At 62.9% G+C, this 17,259-nt stretch carries 16 protein-coding genes; 9 read left to right on the top strand and 7 right to left on the bottom strand.

The features are described 5' to 3' along the window. The first annotated feature begins 59 nt into the window (after positions 1-59). The 6 genes from BLW80_RS12760 to BLW80_RS12735 all read left to right on the top strand — a co-directional run bounded on the left by BLW80_RS12760 (position 60) and on the right by BLW80_RS12735 (position 8,759). Positions 60-1,010, top strand: coding sequence for a FecR family protein (locus BLW80_RS12760; RefSeq protein WP_170849657.1), 951 nt, complete (start codon positions 60-62; stop codon positions 1,008-1,010). A gap of 205 nt (positions 1,011-1,215) precedes the next feature. Continuing rightward, complete coding sequence (locus BLW80_RS12755) at positions 1,216-3,810, top strand: TonB-dependent receptor (RefSeq protein ID WP_170849656.1); 2,595 nt, start codon at positions 1,216-1,218, stop codon at positions 3,808-3,810. Positions 3,811-3,883: 73 nt separating this feature from the next. Then, positions 3,884-4,699 (top strand): hypothetical protein, encoded by an 816-nt coding sequence (locus BLW80_RS12750; RefSeq protein WP_089263918.1) that lies wholly within the window; start codon positions 3,884-3,886, stop codon positions 4,697-4,699. Positions 4,700-4,844: 145 nt separating this feature from the next. Beyond that, positions 4,845-5,600 carry a calcium-binding protein gene (locus BLW80_RS12745; protein WP_093758270.1) on the top strand — a complete coding sequence of 252 codons (756 nt, stop codon included), beginning with the start codon at positions 4,845-4,847 and terminating at the stop codon, positions 5,598-5,600. Between the two features lie 11 nt (positions 5,601-5,611). Beyond that, complete coding sequence (locus BLW80_RS12740; RefSeq protein ID WP_093758269.1) at positions 5,612-7,459, top strand: type I secretion system permease/ATPase; 1,848 nt, start codon at positions 5,612-5,614, stop codon at positions 7,457-7,459. Next, on the top strand, positions 7,449-8,759 hold the full coding sequence (locus BLW80_RS12735) for an HlyD family type I secretion periplasmic adaptor subunit (RefSeq protein ID WP_093758268.1): 1,311 nt from the start codon (positions 7,449-7,451) through the stop codon (positions 8,757-8,759). Before BLW80_RS12740 ends, BLW80_RS12735 begins: the two co-directional genes overlap by 11 nt. Positions 8,760-8,775: 16 nt before the next feature. Here the strand turns inward: BLW80_RS12735 and BLW80_RS12730 are convergent, their stop codons facing one another. Further along, complete coding sequence (locus tag BLW80_RS12730; RefSeq protein WP_170849655.1) at positions 8,776-9,816, bottom strand: AraC family transcriptional regulator; 1,041 nt, start codon at positions 9,814-9,816, stop codon at positions 8,776-8,778. A gap of 81 nt (positions 9,817-9,897) precedes the next feature. Here BLW80_RS12730 and BLW80_RS12725 point away from each other — a divergent pair, with 81 nt between their 5' ends. Both BLW80_RS12725 and mddA read left to right on the top strand, forming a co-directional pair. Continuing rightward, positions 9,898-10,533, top strand: coding sequence for a hypothetical protein (locus BLW80_RS12725; protein ID WP_139285818.1), 636 nt, complete (start codon positions 9,898-9,900; stop codon positions 10,531-10,533). A gap of 48 nt (positions 10,534-10,581) precedes the next feature. Then, a complete protein-coding gene (gene mddA, locus BLW80_RS12720; protein ID WP_093758266.1) occupies positions 10,582-11,364 on the top strand; it encodes a methanethiol S-methyltransferase in 783 nt (260 codons plus the stop codon). A 62-nt stretch (positions 11,365-11,426) separates the two neighbouring features. Here mddA and der read toward each other — a convergent pair whose 3' ends face one another. The 6 genes from der to BLW80_RS12690 form a co-directional block, all read right to left on the bottom strand. After that, positions 11,427-12,812, bottom strand: coding sequence for a ribosome biogenesis GTPase Der (gene der, locus BLW80_RS12715; RefSeq protein WP_089263911.1), 1,386 nt, complete (start codon positions 12,810-12,812; stop codon positions 11,427-11,429). Between the two features lie 53 nt (positions 12,813-12,865). Further along, positions 12,866-13,417 carry a hypothetical protein gene (locus tag BLW80_RS12710; protein WP_089263910.1) on the bottom strand — a complete coding sequence of 184 codons (552 nt, stop codon included), beginning with the start codon at positions 13,415-13,417 and terminating at the stop codon, positions 12,866-12,868. Positions 13,418-13,489: 72 nt separating this feature from the next. Then, positions 13,490-14,143 carry a tetratricopeptide repeat protein gene (locus BLW80_RS12705; RefSeq protein ID WP_068731023.1) on the bottom strand — a complete coding sequence of 218 codons (654 nt, stop codon included), beginning with the start codon at positions 14,141-14,143 and terminating at the stop codon, positions 13,490-13,492. 172 nt (positions 14,144-14,315) lie between these two features. After that, positions 14,316-14,570: a hypothetical protein gene (locus BLW80_RS12700; RefSeq protein ID WP_139285817.1), complete on the bottom strand. Its 255-nt coding sequence runs from the start codon at positions 14,568-14,570 to the stop codon at positions 14,316-14,318. A 95-nt stretch (positions 14,571-14,665) separates the two neighbouring features. Beyond that, positions 14,666-15,514 carry a 3-methyl-2-oxobutanoate hydroxymethyltransferase gene (gene panB, locus BLW80_RS12695; protein WP_089263907.1) on the bottom strand — a complete coding sequence of 283 codons (849 nt, stop codon included), beginning with the start codon at positions 15,512-15,514 and terminating at the stop codon, positions 14,666-14,668. Positions 15,515-15,518: 4 nt separating this feature from the next. Next, positions 15,519-16,103 carry an NnrU family protein gene (locus BLW80_RS12690; RefSeq protein WP_093758265.1) on the bottom strand — a complete coding sequence of 195 codons (585 nt, stop codon included), beginning with the start codon at positions 16,101-16,103 and terminating at the stop codon, positions 15,519-15,521. Between the two features lie 150 nt (positions 16,104-16,253). Between BLW80_RS12690 and BLW80_RS12685 the strand changes: the two genes are divergently transcribed. Beyond that, positions 16,254-17,249, top strand: a complete 996-nt coding sequence (locus tag BLW80_RS12685; protein ID WP_093758264.1) for a Bug family tripartite tricarboxylate transporter substrate binding protein — start codon at positions 16,254-16,256, stop codon at positions 17,247-17,249. The last annotated feature ends 10 nt before the right edge of the window (positions 17,250-17,259 follow it).

Genomic DNA, 17,259 nt, shown 5'->3' with positions numbered 1-17,259 from the left:
CGCTTCTAACGGCAGGAGCATTCCCGCGTCGCCTTTTCGATCGATCGAAGGAATTGCTGATGAAACCTGGCGACCGGCCAACGAAAGCACAATGCGCCGCCGCTGATCTCTGGCTCATCCGACGCGACGGGACGACGACCGAGGCCGACGAAGCGTCCTTTCGGCAATGGCTCGATGAGGATCATCGTCATCAACTGGCCTATCGCGAAGCAGCGACGATCTGGCAGCAGCTTGAGGAGCCCGCCATTCGACTGGCTGCACGCGACCATCGTCACGGCAACATCGCTGCCCGGCGCCGGCGACAGATGGGATGGTGGCCGGCATTGCCGGCAGCGATCGCCGCGGCCTGCGTCATCTGGTTCGTCAATCCGTCGATGGTCGAGAACTGGCAGGCAGATATTGTCACGGCGCGTGGTCAGATGGTCGCCCGCGACCTGCCGGACGGCTCCCGCCTCAACATCGGCGCCGACACTGCCCTGGACCTGGACTTCAAGGATGGTCGACGCCGGGTCGTTCTGCGCCGTGGCCAGGCCTTCTTCGATGTAAAGCCGAACCAGATGGCCTTCACGGTCGACAGCGGCTCAGGCGAAATCCGCGTGCTCGGGACTGCCTTCAATATCGACCGCACGGCTGATGATGTCGAGGTGACAGTTCAACGCGGACTGGTGTCGGTCGCCGGCCAGGACCGCGACACGAGTGTCAAACTATCGGCAAACCAGCATGTGCGCGTGTCCGGCGGAAAACTTGGTACCGTCGAAACCGGAGACATTGATGCCAGACTGGCCTGGATATCAGGCCGTCTGGTCTTCGACCGCGTTCCGCTATACCGGGTCGTCGAAGCGCTGCAGCGCCAAACATCGAGCCGCATCGTCATCCGCGGTCGCTTCAGCGATTTGCTCGTCTCCGGCACATTCCCGACCACGAATGTCGATGAAAGCCTCACAGCCATTGCCGGCATGGTCGAGGGCAACATCGCCCAAGTCACACCCTGGGTGACCGTCATCTACTGAACTCTGTTTACCGGAATTCTAAACGGCAACACGCACGACCCTGATGTGGGTTTGATTTCGTGACTCGTTGAACTGGATGAAGAGCAGAAGCTCTTCGCGGCGCTGGGGCGGCGCACAGCAAACAACGAGAAAGCGGAGTTCGTGCGTAATGCGGTTCGGGGGTAGACGGGGCGTCGCTCGCCATGTGGCGGGCGGGCTGATCGGCATGTTGCCGTTGATCACGACAATACCGGCCTTTGGCCAAAACAGTGTCGACGCAACGGCGACCGCCTCTACGACCTACCCGCTCAACATTCCCGCCAAACCTCTTGCAGCGGCAATTGCGGATCTCGGCGCCAGCAGCGGCTGGCGCATCCTCTATACGATCCAGCTCGCACCAGACATGCGCAGCCGGCCATTGAATGGCAATTACACGGTGGCCCAGGCGCTCGCACAGCTCCTGGCCGGCACGGGAATTACGTATCGCATCACCGGCCCGAAAGCCGCGTTGCTGATCGATCCGTCGCAGGGCCGTGCAGGTCCCGTTTCCTCCTCCGCTGACGGCGTCCAGCTCGACACGATCGTCGTCGACGCCACCAGGAACGATAATACGACGGGCTCCGGCTATCAGGGAACGCCGGACTGGGTCTATCAGCGCCCAGCCGCGGTCAGCGTGATTTCCCGCGAGGCGATCGAGAGCAGCCCGACGCGCAACGCGCGCGATCTCCTGGACAATGTGGCCGGCGTCTATGCCAATCGCTCGGCGGCGCAGAACCCTGCCATCAGCGTCAATGTCCGCGGCCTGCAGGATCAGGACCGCATCACCACCATGATCGATGGTGCGCGGCAGAACTTTCAGCGTAGCGGCCACGGTGCGACGCAGCGGACCTATGTCGACACTGCCTTCCTGCGCCAGATCGACGTGGAGAAAAGCACGACGTCGGGCGTTGGAAGCGCCGGCGCACTTGGCGGCCTGGTCAATTTCCGTACCTTTATTGCCGACGATCTGATCAAGCCCGGCAACCATTATGGCGGCGTGGTGAATGCCACCACAGGCACCAACGCGTATAATTTCGACGGCTCGACGGCGGCAGCCGTCCGCGTGTCGGAGCGCTTCTCGGTGCTCGGCGGCGTCAGCTACAAGAACATCGGAGCCTACGATATCGGCAAGAACGGCACCATCGGCGGCGGCACGACGGCCTATGATGGCAATGTCTTCCTGTTCTCCGGCCAGGAGGTGTTCTCGACGATCCTCAAGGCCGAGGCGCTGACGACCGAAGACGTGAAGATCACGATCGGCTGGCTGCATAACGATTCCCGGTACAATACCGGAAACTACGATAACACGATCGCACGCGGCGGCATCCTGAAGTCCAGTGAGCAGGTCGCCAACGATACGTTCACATCAGCGCTCGACTGGAATCCGGGCAATGACATCGTCGATCTGAAGGCCAAGCTCTACTACAACCACCTCAAGAACGACACGGTCTCCGACGGCGCCGTTGCGCTGACCGGACCATCGAACTTCGTATTCTCGACGCTGGGCGGCAGCGTCGAGAATACCAGCCGTTTCGAGACCGGCATCGGCGCGCTGGCGCTCAATTACGGGCTGGAGGCCTTCACCGACGACGGCAAGACGACGCTGCAGCGCGGATTCCTCGGCCCCAACGGTGTCGATTATTCCAGCCTGCTGACCGGCGGCACGCCGAGCGGAAACCGCGATGTGGTCAGCGGCTTCGGCAGCGCAACTCTCAAGCCAGCGGAATGGGTCACGCTGACCGGCGGCATCCGCTACGACTGGCATCATCTCTATGGCAAGACCACGTTCATTGGTGACCCGCAGTACGACCAGATCGGCGTGAGAATCATCAAGGCCGCAGTGGCGCCATTCTGCAATCGGCGCGGCTGCTCCCTCGGGTCGGCTGCTGTAACGGAGCCGATCTACGGTCCGGCTTATTACACCCCCTATGATGTCGATATCGACAAGTCCGGCGGCGCGTGGCTGCCAAGCTTCACGGTCGCCTTCCAGCCGGTCGAGTGGCTGCAACCCTTTGCCAAATATTCCAAGAGCTATCGGCCACCGACCGTGATGGAATCGTTCCTGAACGGCGGCCACGATGCAAATGAAATCAATGGCTACGCGCCGAACCCGTTCCTGCGTCCGGAGCGCGGCGACACCTACGAAGCCGGCTTCAATGTTTTGGCCAACGGCATCCTGACCGAGCGCGACGCCATCCGCTTCAAGGCCGTCGGTTTCTATCGGGAGATCACCGATTACATCAGCTTCGGCTACATCCTGAACCCGGCGGTGAACACCAGGCAATATGATTCATTCGTAAATCTCGATGGCATCACGCGCATGAAGGGCGTCGAGATCGAGGCCAATTACGACGCGCGATTCTTCTATATCGGCGGCACGGTGACGCGCATCGACACCGACTTCGCCGACAGCTTTACGACCCCGTCAGGCAGGAACATGCCTATCAATGCCGGCCGTGGCGCCGCCGTCATCTTCGAGCAGCCGAAGCTGCGCGTGACGCTCGATGCCGGCATCCGGCTGCTCGACGAGAAACTGACGCTGGGCACACGCATCGTCGACGTGTCGAAGACCGTCCCTGCCCTCGGCTCGCTGCGCAGCGGCTACGAGATGTCGGGCTACCGCGTCTACGACATCTACGGATCCTACAGCTTCGACGAAACGACCAAGCTACGCTTCGCCGTGAACAATGTCACCGATCTCGCTTATGCGCCGGCGGTCGGCGCCAATTTCTACGCCGCGCCGGGCCGTACAGCGACGGTGTCGCTGAACTACAAGTTCTAGAAATTCCCCGCCCATTGGCGTGGATGGAGGCCCACCACAAGGCGGGCAAAACAAGCAGAGAAGGGTTTCGAGAATGGCACTCAATCTTCAGCTTACGGCAGCAAGCAGCGACCTCGCCACATATCTGGCGTCGTATGACGCCAACTTCACCTACAACGGAAACGGCTGGTTCTCCACCTCGTTCACTGGCCAGGATCAATGGTCGGCCGGTGTCGATACCGAAGGCACCGACAACAATCTGCCTTCCGTCATCATGAACATCCATGACTACACCTACACGCCAGGCACCTTCAACGGCGACGTGGAATCGCTCACGCTCGGCCATAATCTTGAATATGTGCCAGCCACGGATCTGTGGGTGCAGGATCAGGAACTGATCATCACCAATAGCAGCGGCTACATGCCCGTCACCACCACCTTCAATCAGGCGATCTATTCGCTGTCGCATGGCGGGCTGGTCGATGGCGGGACGTTCTTCGGTCAGTCGTTCGCGGGTCTGACCGACTACTTCGCCGAACAGGGGACGAACCAGACCGGCACGACGAGCGACGACGTTCTCCTCAGCTTCGCGGGCAACGACGTGCTGAGCGGAAATGGAGCCGTGCTGGTCGATACGTTCCTCTGGAGCGCTGACTATTACGACACCGCCGCGGGCACCGCTGCCCAGGGCTGGGGCAACGACGTCATCACCGACTTCTTCGACGACGCCGACCAGATTCAGTTCGCAGGTTTCGGCTGGGCAAATGCCGCGGCATTCCAGAGTGCGGGCGGCAGCCTGTCCGGCAATGTCATCACCTATGCCGATGCAACCAACGGACTGACCAGCACCATCACCGTGAACTTCGACGGCGGCGGCACGCTGGACTGGAGCGATATCGCCTTCGTCTAACAGACTTCGCTGCGAACTGGCGGCCACGCAACCTGCTGACGCGACGCTGATGTCGCGTCAGCTCCCTGCATCGGGATCGCCTGCAGTGATCACGACGCGCCGCCGGATCACGACGTCCCGACAACCCAAATCCTGAGGAACGACAATGGCGCTGACTATCACCTACAGCGAAGCAAGCAGCAACCTGCCCGCTTATCTGGACAACTGGATCGACAATTTCGAATATCGCGGCACCGGAAATTTCAACGCCGTGAAGAACACCACCGACCAATGGTATGCCGGCACACGCATCGTCGGCGGCGTCGACAATGATAAATCGTCCATCATCGTGAGCGGCGATGACTTCTCCTATACGCCGGGCATCGCCGATGGCACGGTCACCAACCTGACACTCGGCAGCAATCTGGCTTATGTCTCATCGACCGACCTGTGGGTCCAGGATCCCGGTCTGTCGATCGGATTCAGCGGCGCAACGCTGACGTCGGCCTTCGATGCCGCGATCACCGATCTGTCGCAGAATGGCAGCCTGAACGGCCTTTACGGCTACTTTGCCGAACAGGGCACCATCCAGACCGGCACGGCCGGCGACGATGTCATGCTGAGCTTCGGTGGCAATGACAGCTTCACTGGCGGTCTTGGCAACGATACGCTCGTTTTCGCCGACGGGTGGGCCAATGACGTCGTGCTGGATTTTCACGCGGCCACCGGCGATTTCGACGTCCTCGACCTGCAGGGCGTGACCAACATCTCGAACTATGTCGACCTGTTCTTCAACCACAGCAACTGGTGGGACAATAGCAACGTGCTCACCATCACCGACGGCGCCAACTCGATCCAGCTCGATGGCTATGTCGGGACAGACATGCTTGGTCTGATCCTGGACGGCCACTTCACCGTCTGAGCAGAGCTGTCGTGGTGAAAGCTCCACAGCGTGTTCCGTCGCAGCCATTAGCTGCGGCGGCCATCTCGCCACTCAAGCCCGCGATCGCGGGGATCGCCGTGATCAGCGGCATCGTGAACGTGCTCGCGCTGACCGCGCCGCTGTTCATGCTGCAGATCTATGACCGCGTGCTGGCCAGCCGCAGCGTTTCGACGCTGATCGGCCTCGGTGTGCTGGCGGCCACGCTCTACGCCTTTCAGTCCCTTTTCGACATCATTCGATCGCGCATTCTGCTGCGCATCGGCGAGCGCTTCGATCATCAGTTGTCCGGCCGCGTGCATGATGCCGTCGTCGGCCTGCCGCTTGAGATGCCTTTGCCCGGCGATGGCCTGCAGCCCTTGCGCGATCTCGACAATGTACGCGGCTTCCTGTCCAGCCCCGGTCCCACCGCCTTCTTCGACCTGCCGTGGATGCCATTCTACCTCGCCATCTGCTTCGTGTTTCATGTCTGGATCGGCATTACGGCCCTCGTAGGTGCTGTCATCCTCGTATCCCTCACCCTTCTCACCAATGCCCGCTCCAGGGGACCCGCCCGCGAGACCGTCCAGCATGGCATGTTTCGCAACGCCCTGATGGAGGCCAGCCGTCGCAACGCCGAAGTGGTGCGCGCGATGGGCCTCGGCGGCCGGATGGCCGCGCGCTGGCATCGTACCAACTCGGATTATCTGGCGGCCAATCGCCGGGCTGGCGATGTGGCGGGAGGCCTAGGCGGTGTAGCCCGCGCGCTGCGTGCGCTGCTGCAGTCGACCATGCTCGGTGTCGGCGCCTATCTCGTGATTAGGCAGGAAGCCAGCGCCGGCGTGATGGTGGCGAGTTCGATCATGATGGGCCGCGCGCTCGCGCCCGTGGATCTGGCCATCTCGACATGGAAGCCGTTCCTGATGGCACGGCAGAGCTGGGCACGGCTCGATGAATTGCTGACGTGCATGCCGGAAGCCACCAAGACGATGGCACTGCCGCGTGCCCATATCGATCTGCGCGTCGAAGCGATGACCATCGCGCCGCCCGGAGAGAAACGGCCGACGGTCACGGGGCTGAGCTTTGCCGTCTCCGCCGGAAGCGCTCTTGGCATCATCGGCCATAGTGGCAGCGGCAAGTCCACACTGGCACGCGCGCTGGTCGGCGCTTGGCGACCGGCCAACGGCAAGGTGCGCATCGACGGCGCCAGCTTCGACCAGTGGGACCGCGAAATGCTCGGTCGCGATATCGGTTATCTGCCGCAGGGCGTCGAACTGTTCGATGGCACCATTGCCGAGAATATCTCCCGCTTCGAAGATGACCCGGTCTCCGAGGCCATCGTCGCCGCGGCCAAAGCTGCCGGCGTGCACGATCTCATCCTGCGGCTGGAACATGGCTACCAGACGCGGATCGGCGAAGCCGGCTCAGCCCTGTCCGCCGGCCAGCGCCAGCGCATCGGGCTGGCACGCGCGCTTTATGGCGATCCGTTCCTGGTCGTGCTCGACGAGCCCAATGCCAATCTCGACGTCGAGGGCGAAGCGGCGGTCATCCGCGCCATCGCCGCCATCCGCGAGCGCAAGGGCATTGCCATCGTCATCGCACATCGTCCGAGTGCGATCGGCGCCGTCGACCTCGTCATGGTGATGGAAGGCGGTCGCGCCAAGGCATTCGGTCCGCGCGCGGACGTCCTCAGCAAAACGCTGAAGACTCCCGCCCCCGCAGCACACGGCAGTGGCACGACGACCGGCCATGCGGCCACCGCGCGGTCTCTGGCGCCGCTGCGGGTGATCGCAAATCCCGCCGACAAGTCGGGAATGAGCACACATCCTCACGACGATATGGAAGATCGCGATGCCCGATAGCAATGTCTCGGCGGTCTCCCACTCGATCCTGCGCCACCTCGGCATCGCCACGCTGGCGGGTGTTGTGCTGGTCGGCGGCATCGGCGGATGGGCCGCGGAGACCAATCTGGCCGGCGCAGTCGTCGCCGCAGGACACTTCGTCGTGGATACCAACGTCAAGAAGGTCCAGCACCCGACCGGCGGCGTGGTCGGCGAAATTCTGGTCCGCGAAGGACAACGCGTCACCGCAGGCGACATGGTGATGCGCCTCGACGCGACGCAAACGCGCGCCAATCTCGCCATCGTCACCAAGCGGCTCGACGAATTCGCGGTGCGACGGGCGCGACTCCGCGCCGAGCGCGACGAGGCTGGCGTCATCGCCTTTCCCGACGAAATCAGATCGCGCGCCGCCGATCCGGAGATCGCACTGCTCATGGCAGGCGAAAGCAGACTGTTCGAACTGCGCCGCGACGCCCGCCTCGGCCAGAAGGCACAGCTTCGCGAACGCGCCCTTCAATACGGCAAGGAAGTGCGCGGCCTCGTGGCTCAGGAAGAAGCGAAAATTCGCGGCATCGGCCTCATCCAACGCGAGCTGACAGGCGTGCGCGAACTCTGGGAGAAAGGGCTGGTACCCATTCAGCGGATGATGGCACTGGAACGCGAAGCGGCAAACCTCGACGGCGAACGCGGCCGGCTCGTCGAAGCCCAGGCGCAATCCGGCGGCAAGATTTCCGAAACACAGTTGCAGATGATTCAGGTCGACCAGGACCTCCGCAGCGAAGTCGCCAGCAGCCTGCGCGACATCGAGGGCCAGACGGCGGAATATGTCGAACGGAAGGTGACTGCAGAAGATCAGCTCAAGCGGATCGATATTATCGCTCCGCAAAGCGGACTGGTCCACGAGCTCGCGGTGCACACCGTTGGCGGTGTGATTTCGCCAGCCGACACCGTCATGCTGATCGTGCCCGACAGCGACAGACTGGCACTTGAAGTACAAATCAACCCGCAGGATATCGACCAGATACGGCTCGGCCAGCCTGCCGTGCTGCGCATGTCGGCCTTCAACCAGCGTACCACTCCCGAACTGAACGGCAGCGTCAGCCGCATCGCCGCCGACCTGACGCTGGATCAGAAGTCCGGGCTTTCCCATTACATCGTGCGGATCACCATCCCGCCGCAGCAACCGGCGCGCCTCGGCAAACTCGCCCTCGTTCCCGGAATGCCCGCGGAAGCCTTCATTCAGACCGGCGAACGCACAGTCCTGTCTTTTCTGATCAAGCCGATCGGTGACCAGATCGCACGATCATTTCGCGAGGAATAGCCGGTTCAAGTCGAGGTCAGCCTCTGCGCATGGGGCTCGGATACGGCTTCGCCGACTTCGCGCCGTCACGCCAGCGACCCGGTGCTATTCCGGTCACGCGCTTGAAGGCGCGATTGAAGGCCGCCTCGGAATCGTAGCCCACATCGCTGGCGATGACGGCAAGGCTGTCGGCGCCCGTTCGCATGCGCTCCGCTGCCAACTGCATCCGCCAGCTGGTGACATATTCGATCGGAGCCTGGCCCAACACCTCGTTGAAGCGCTCGGCGAGCACCGTGCGCGACGTGCCACATTCGCGGGCCAGATCGTCAACCGTCCAGCGATGGCCCGGGTTGCCATGGACATGCCACATCGCACGCCCGAGCACGGGATCGTTCAGTGCTGCGAACCAGCCATGCGCGCTGGGCGGCAATCCCGCAGCGTAGCGACGCAGCACCTCCACGAACAGCAGCTCCATCAGCCGGCCGAGCATGATCTCACTGCCGGGCGTAGCGTCTTCGGTCAGTGAGAGAATTTCGCGCACCGTCGTGGCGAGAATCGCGCTCACCTTGTCGTCGCCGGCGCGATCGATGAGCATCGGCGGCAGGGTCCGAAAGACCGGAGAATGCAGCAACTCCGACGATTCGATGAAGCCGCAGACCATGCGGGTCTCCCGCCCTCCGCCGCCATGCTCGATCGTCCACATGCCGGATAGTGGACCGGCCCGTACCAGTTCCATCGCGGAACACAACTCCGCGCCGTCGCCGCTGTAGAACCTGTGCGTGTCGGCAAACGGCATCAGCAGAACGTCGCCCGCAGCAATGGTGCCTCGCTCGCCACTGGCGAGTTCGACGGTGCATTCGCCCGCCGCGATCAAATGAAAAATGCTGACATGGCGCAAATGCGCCATCGGAGTGCGTTCGTCGAAATGTTTCGGACTAATGAGGCCGAAGGGCTCGGTCAGGCTGGCGTTCAGAAATACCGATCCGCTGAGCCGGATCGACCGCAGCATATCTGCGAGCAAATCCCCACCGCGATCAATATCCGGCGTCGCTGCAAATGATGGCGGTGTCTCGATCATGTGAGGTCCTGAACCTCCGATCATCGTCCGCAGCCCCAACCGTGCGCGGCATGTGGCGCATTGTATCCGATGGAGACGATGATGATCAAGAAACGGCTGTCCAAAGCCGCCGATCGTAGCTTCCGCTTGATTGCAGCACTGTTGATGCGGCGCGCCATTGCGCGGCTAATCAGCATCGACGACAGATCGCTATCCAAGGCAGGAATATCACGCGCCGCGGTGGCCGAGTTCCTCGAGAGTCCGCTCCGAACCGACCCGCACCGCTTCTTCAGTAGCAAGCATGCGCAGCGCGATATGCAAGACGTCGATACCGCTCTTGAGTCGGGTCAAGTGTCGCTGCCCCAACCGGACCCGACTCAACATCTCGCAGATGAATCGATCGCTTTCGACGGCCACCGCGCGCAGATCGATACGCTGCACCGGGAAACCATCATGCGCGCGATCCGACAAATGGTGAGCTTCCGCATTCGGATACTTACAGCTGGCGTGCTCGTCGCCGTCGGCGCCCTGAGTGCTTGCTCTGGCAGCCTGCCCGATCACAATGCGGCACAAATCCGCCGTGATCAGCCCGCGCGCTGTCAGTTGCGGCCGAATCTCATTCATCTATCGCCGATCATGCCGTCGGGCGAGCGCGTGGCCGAGGCATCTCTCCTCCCCAGCCAGCCGCGCAGCAGGCAACCCGAAGCGCGCGCGGGTCCTCCCGGACGGGCCGGCTAAGGAAACGCTTGTTTCAAATCGACAAGACAACCAGCAAAGGATAGTTCCATGACCCGCATCATTGCACTCCTCTACGGGCTCGCGTCCTACACGATCTTCTTCATCACGATCCTCTATGCCATCGGTTTCGTCGACGGAATGATGGTACCAAAAGACATCAACACCGGAACGCAGGTTCCGTGGCTGGAAGCTGTGCTCGTCAATCTCGCTCTGATGTCGCTGTTTGCAATCCAGCACAGCGTCATGGCGCGGAAGTCGTTCAAGCAGTGGTGGACGCAATATGTCCCGGCTTCGGTCGAGCGCAGCACCTATGTGCTGTTCGCGAGCCTGAGCCTTCTGCTGCTGTTCTGGCAGTGGCGCCCGATGCCGGCGGTCGTCTGGCAGATCAACAATCCACAATTGGCCATGACGATGACAGGGCTTTCCCTGTTCGGATGGGTCCTCGTCTTCACCAGCACGTTCCTGATCAACCATTTCGAGTTGTTCGGCGTGCAGCAGGTGGTGCAGAATCTGTCTGACCAGAAGCCATCTGCGCCGGTGTTTCGCACGCCGCTCTACTACAACTTCGTGCGCCACCCGATCTATCTCGGCTTCATCATCGCCTTCTGGGCGACGCCGCTCATGACGGTCGGACATCTGTTGTTTGCGGCCGTCACCACCGCCTACATCTTCGTCGGGATCTTTCTGGAAGAGCGCGATCTGGTCGAGCTGTTCGGCGACGACTATCGCCGCTACCGCGATCGGGTGTCGATGATCCTGCCGTGGCGCAAATCAGAGCGTCCGCCGACGCAGAGGCACGCCAATCCGTTCGGACTCACCGGCGAGCGATAGGACACAAAATAAAAACGCCGGATCGCGTGCACCGCGATCCGGCGTTTTTTCCTGCTGGTCGATCAGTTCGGCCGCTTGCGCTTGTGCGCGAACGGGTTCGCCTTCTCGCGCAACGTGATGCGGATCGGCGTGCCCGGCAGGTCGAAGGCTTCGCGCAGCGTATTGGTGAGATAGCGCAGATAGCTCGTCGGCACCGCATCGGCGCGCGAGCAGAACACCACGAAGCTTGGCGGCCGTGCCTTGTTCTGGGTGACGTAGTTCAGTTTCAGCCGGCGACCCGATACCGACGGCGGCGGATTCTTGTCGATCGCATCCTCGAACCAGCGATTGAGGCCTGCGGTGGGAATACGGCGATTCCAGACCGCGTAGGCATCCTGTATCGCCTTCATCAGCCGTTCTACACCCTCTCCCATCAGCCCGGAGATCGCTACGACCGGCACCCCCCTGATCTGCGGCAACAAGTGATCGGCATCGGTGCGCAGCGCGCCAATCTGGCCGCCCTGCTTCTCGACCAGATCCCATTTGTTGACCGCAAGCACCAGCGCGCGTCCCTCACGCTCGACCAGATCGGCGATGCGCAGATCCTGTTCCTCGAACTTGTTCTGCGAGTCCATCATCAGCACGACGACTTCGGCGAAGCGCACGGCACGCAGCGTGTCGGCGACGGACAGCTTTTCCAGCTTCTCCTCGATGCGCGACCGACGGCGTAGACCCGCGGTATCGAAGATGCGGAAGTCGCGGCCCTTGTAGTTGAGCTCGACCGAAATGCTGTCGCGCGTGGTGCCGGCTTCCGGAGAGGTTAGCAGGCGCTCTTCGCCGAGCAGATAGTTGATGGTCGTCGACTTGCCGGCATTGGGGCGCCCAACGATGGCGACGCGGATCGGCCGCGTCTCGATCTCTTCCTCTGGAATGATGACGTCGTCATCGTCGAATTCTTCAGGCTCTTCGACCGGCTCCGGCATCAGCACGCGCAGCGCGTCATAGAGCTCGCCAAGGCCTTCGCCGTGTTCGGCGGAGACCTGGATGGGATCACCGAGACCCAGCGCATAGGATTCCATCGCGCCGACTTCGCCGTGCTTGCCCTCGCTCTTGTTGGCGAGCAGCAGCACCGGCTTGTTGGCGCGGCGCGCGAAATCCGCAAAGGCGCGGTCGTTCGGCGTCAGGCCCATGCGCGCATCGATGACGAAGAACAGCGCGTCCGCCAGCGCGATCGCCGTCTCGGTCTGTTCCTGCATGCGTGCGGTCAGCGAGCCCTTCGGGCCTTCGTCGAGACCGGCAGTGTCGACCAGCGTGAATTCGAGATCGCCAAGCTTGCCCTCGCCCTCGCGGCGGTCGCGGGTGACGCCCGGGGTGTCATCGACCAGCGCAAGCTTCTGCCCGACCAGACGGTTGAACAGCGTGGACTTGCCGACATTGGGTCGGCCGATGATGGCAATGGTATAAGACATAGGTGATCCGTGCGCCCTTTACGGACAGCCTGTCAATGAGAGGGCGCGCGAACTCAGCGCGAGAAACTACCCGACGGCACTGGTGCCGGGAATGGTGTGGTGGCCTGCTGGGCCGGCGCGGCTGCTGCCGGCTCATCCGGCGGCGGCGCGGTGGTGCTGCGGCGGCGGGCGACTTTCTTGCCTTGCGGCGGAGGCGGCGCGGCAGCCGTGCTGCCTTCCTCTGTCGGCGCGGCATCGGGATCGGCGGGAGCTGCGCCGTCCTGACGGACGGTGCCGACCTGAACAGAGCCGCGGCTCTTCGCCTTGCGGCCCTTCGGCTCTGGCGCGCCCGGCGGCGGCTGCAGTGGGGCGGCTGCGACGGGCGCAGCCTCCTGCGCGCGCTGGCGCTCGACATTCTCCTTGTAGAGATCGCGCGGCACGCCCTGCTCAAGACCGGGGACGCCGTCGGGGAATACCGGCTTGCGGTCGCCGGGCAGCTTCTTCTTGGTGTCCAGGAAGTCGAGCATGTCGGACGGGTCCCAGCCGGTCATGCTGCCGCAGCCCGTGAGCGCGCTGGACAGCGCGATCAGGACGGCGGCGGAAACGAGGCGTTGCATCGGGCGCATGGACGACTTCTCACTCAACTCGTGATCTGAACGATCGGCTTCAGGTCAGCTTTAATTCGGCTCTTGTCTTGCTCAGCTTTTCGCCGCGGGCGGCAGCAGCGCCTGCAGTGCTTCGGCACGGGTGCGCAGGCTCGCCGGCGTCTCCGCATCGTTGGACATCATGTCCAGCCACTGCCGCGTCGCCACGGCGTTGTTGGCCTTCCATGCCGACAGCGCCAGCAGCTCGCGCGCCGAATGACGATAGGTGCTGGTATTGGTCGTCGCCGGCTCCAGACGGGTCTGCATCGCTTCATATGGGGTGGTCTCGAGCAACAGGCTGCCGGCGCGGATGCGCGCCAAATCCTGCTCCGGCGCGGGAACGGTCCGGTCAGCGATAATGTCGTCATAGAGCTTCACCGCGGCCTGAGGGTCGCGCGAAGCAGCCTCGGCAGCGGCGCGCAGACGCGCCAGCGTGCGGTAGCCGGACGGCGCCTCGGCCGCGAGCTTGGTGAAGGCGGCTTCCGCCTCGGCATGCTTGTTCTGCTCAGCCAGCTCGACCGCGCGGTCGAACGCCGCACCGGCCACGGCGGCCTTCTTGGCCTCGAGATAGCTGTAGCCACGCCAGCCGCCGACGCCGACCACGATCAGAATCGCGACTGCGATGATTAGGAGCGAATACTTCTCCCAGATCTTCTTGAGCTGCTCGCGACGCAGGTCTTCGTCGACTTCATTAAATAATTCAGACACTTAAAGGTATCCTGTCCCCGATGGGCCGCGCTCACCCCGAGCGGCGCCGGGCATATGCGCTCCGGCATGGCGGCGGCGATACCCTAGCGTTATGGCGCTGGCAAGGCAAAGCCAGCGCGATCAAAGCGTTATCCCGAAATGCTTAATTTCGAACCGATGCCTTTTGGGCCCGTCAGTTCATGCCACCGGCGCCGCCGCTGGTGCGGCCATTGGCATTGGACCCGGCGCTGTTATCGCCGAAGGCCGAATTGGCGTTGTTGCCACCCAGCGCCGCATTGCCGCGGGTGTCGTTCAGCGGGTTTACGACCGGACGCGGCTCCTCGACACGATAATGGGGCTTCCGCTCCTTTTTGGCTGGCTCCGCGTGCGAAACCGCGGGAAGCAGCGCCAAAACGGCGACAAAGCTCAGGAATTTCAAGGCCTTCATCATCAACATCCTTCGCATTGCCCCTGCTCTTTCAACCCCGGCCGGGCCGCAAAATTCCTGCGGAAATCCTGCGTCCGTCTTGCGTCAAACCTGCGTCAGCCCTTCGGCTTGCCGCCATAGACATGTTCCGGCCCCGGAAATGCCCGCGAGCGCACATCGGTGGCGTAGCCTTCGATGGCGGCCTCGATCATGGGTCCGAGATTGCCGTAGCGCTTGACGAATTTCGGCACCCGCGCCGACAGGCCGAGCATATCTTCGAGCACCAATACCTGACCGTCACAAGCCGGGCTCGCGCCGATGCCGATGGTCGGGATCGGAATCGTCTCCGTGATCTTTCGCGCGAGCGGTTCAGCCACCGCTTCGATCACCACCGAGAACGCGCCGGCCTGCGCGACAGCAATCGCATCGTTCTGGATCGGACCCGGTACGTTCTCACCGCGCGCAATCGCTTCGGCCTCTTCCTTGCCCTGCGAACGGAACGAACCGAGCGCTGCGATCGACTGCGGCGTTAGACCGATATGCGCCATCACGGGGATGCTGCGCTCGGTGAGGAACGCGATGGTCTCGGCCATGCGCGCGCCGCCTTCCAGCTTCACGGCGCCGCAATGGGTCTCTTTCAGGATGCGCGCGGCAGAATGAAACGCCTGTTCCTTCGAGGCTTCATAGGAGCCGAACGGCATGTCGACGACGACCAGCGACTGCTTGGAGCCGCGCATCACCGCGTGGCCCTGCAAGATCATCATCTCCAGCGTCACGGGGATTGTGGTCTCGAAGCCATGCATCACATTGCCGAGCGAGTCGCCGACCAGGATCACGTCGCAATAGCGATCGACCAATGAGGCCGTATGCGCATGATACGAGGTGAGCATCACGATCGGCTCGCCGTTCTTGCGCGCGAGAATATCCGGTGCGGTCTTGCGCTTGATGGCTGACTGAACTGACATGAACTTAAGCTCCGAACACGGGAACGCCGATCACCACCGGATGGAAGGCGAAACCCAAAGCGATATAGGCGACGATGCCAACCGCGACCGCAATCGCATCATTCATCGGACCACCCACCGGGATCGGCGGACCGCCGGCGTCAGCGCGGTGCTTCAGCGAAATGCGATCGATCACCGCCCAGGCCAGGAACGATCCGAACAGGATGATCGAGCCGAGATCGCCATTGGCGAGCAGATGCGCGGCGGCCCACAGCTTGATGCCGGCGAGCATCGGATGTTTCAGCGTGGTGTAGATGCGGCCGCGGATATAGGACGCAGTGACCATGATCACCGCCGGCAGCATCAGGGCGACGGTGATGTGCTTCATCGCCAGCGGCGGCGTCCAGACATTGATCCAGCCGGTCGCGCGATATTGCGCGAAGCCCCAGATGATCAGCGCGAGGCCGACGGCGGAGATCAGCGCAAAGCCAAGCTTGTAGACGCTCTCGCCCAGGCGTGCGATCAGCTCCGCGCGCGCCTCGCGCCTGATGATGAACAGGTGAATGCCGAGAAACAGCACGAGGCCGAGGATCATCACGATCAGTCCCATGATGTTCAGTCCTCTCGCCCGGGCGGTTGCGTGCCGGATGGGTTGCCCGCCCTGAAATTCCCACTATGGTCCCGCCCGGCCAGCGGATTTTAGCCGCTTTTGGCGCCGGTCAGACGGTTTCCGGGTATCACTTTTCAGGGGACGCACGCAATGCTGCGAAACGACACGACATCCGCCCGCTTTCGCCTTGCGCTCGCAGCGCTGTTGTTCGCGACGCTGCCCTTCGCAGCGCACGCGCAGGCGCCCGTCTGGCCGCCCAAGCTGGTGCGCATCATCGTGCCGTTCGGCGCCGGCGCGAGCCCGGACATCGTCGGCCGCGTGCTCGCCGACAGTCTGCAGACGCGGCATCCCGGCACCAATTTCGTCGTGGAGAATAAGCCCGGCGCCTCCGGCAATATCGGCACCGACGCCATCGCCAAATCCACGCCGGATGGTTCGACCATCGGCATCTCGCTCGGCGGCCCGCTCGCCATCAACACGCTGCTGTTTGCCAAGCTGCCCTACAATCCCGACACCGACATCGCGCCGATCACTTTGCTGACCCAGCTCCCGAGCGTGCTCGCGGTGCCGACCAGCCTCGGCGTCAACACCGTCGCGGAATTCCTCGCCAAGGCCAAAGCCGATCCGAAAGGCCTCGGCTACGGCTCGATCGGCGTCGGCACGCTGTCGCAGCTTTGCATGGAAGCAATCGCGCAAAAGGCCGGCGCCAACATGGTGCACATCCCCTACCCGTCCTCGCCCGCTGCAACCACCGCGCTGATCCGCGGCGACGTGCAGGTCGCGTGCCTGCCCGCCATCGGCGTGACGCCACAACTCGCCACCGGCGCCGTAAAAATCCTCGCCGTCACCACTGCGAAGCGCTCGCCGTTCCTGCCGGACGTGCCGACACTCACCGAGAGCGGCATCGACGTGCAGTCCGACGCCTGGAATGCGCTGGTCGGCCCGGGCGGGCTATCGAAGGATGTGGTGGCGACGATCAATGCCGAAGTGACGCAGACGCTGGCCGAGCCTGCCGTGATCGAGAAGCTGAAGCTGCAGCTCATCACGCCCTCGCCGACCACGCCCGATCAGCTCCGCAAGCGCATGGCCGACGAGAAAGCGCTATGGGCCGAGGTGATCAAGGCGGCGAAAATCAGGATCGATTGAGGGACTTCCT

This window comes from Tardiphaga sp. OK245, from assembly GCF_900108575.1.
GTDB lineage: Bacteria > Pseudomonadota > Alphaproteobacteria > Rhizobiales > Xanthobacteraceae > Tardiphaga > Tardiphaga robiniae.
Note: the sequence above shows the minus strand (reverse complement) of the source record. Positions and strands in the feature narration are given on the sequence as shown.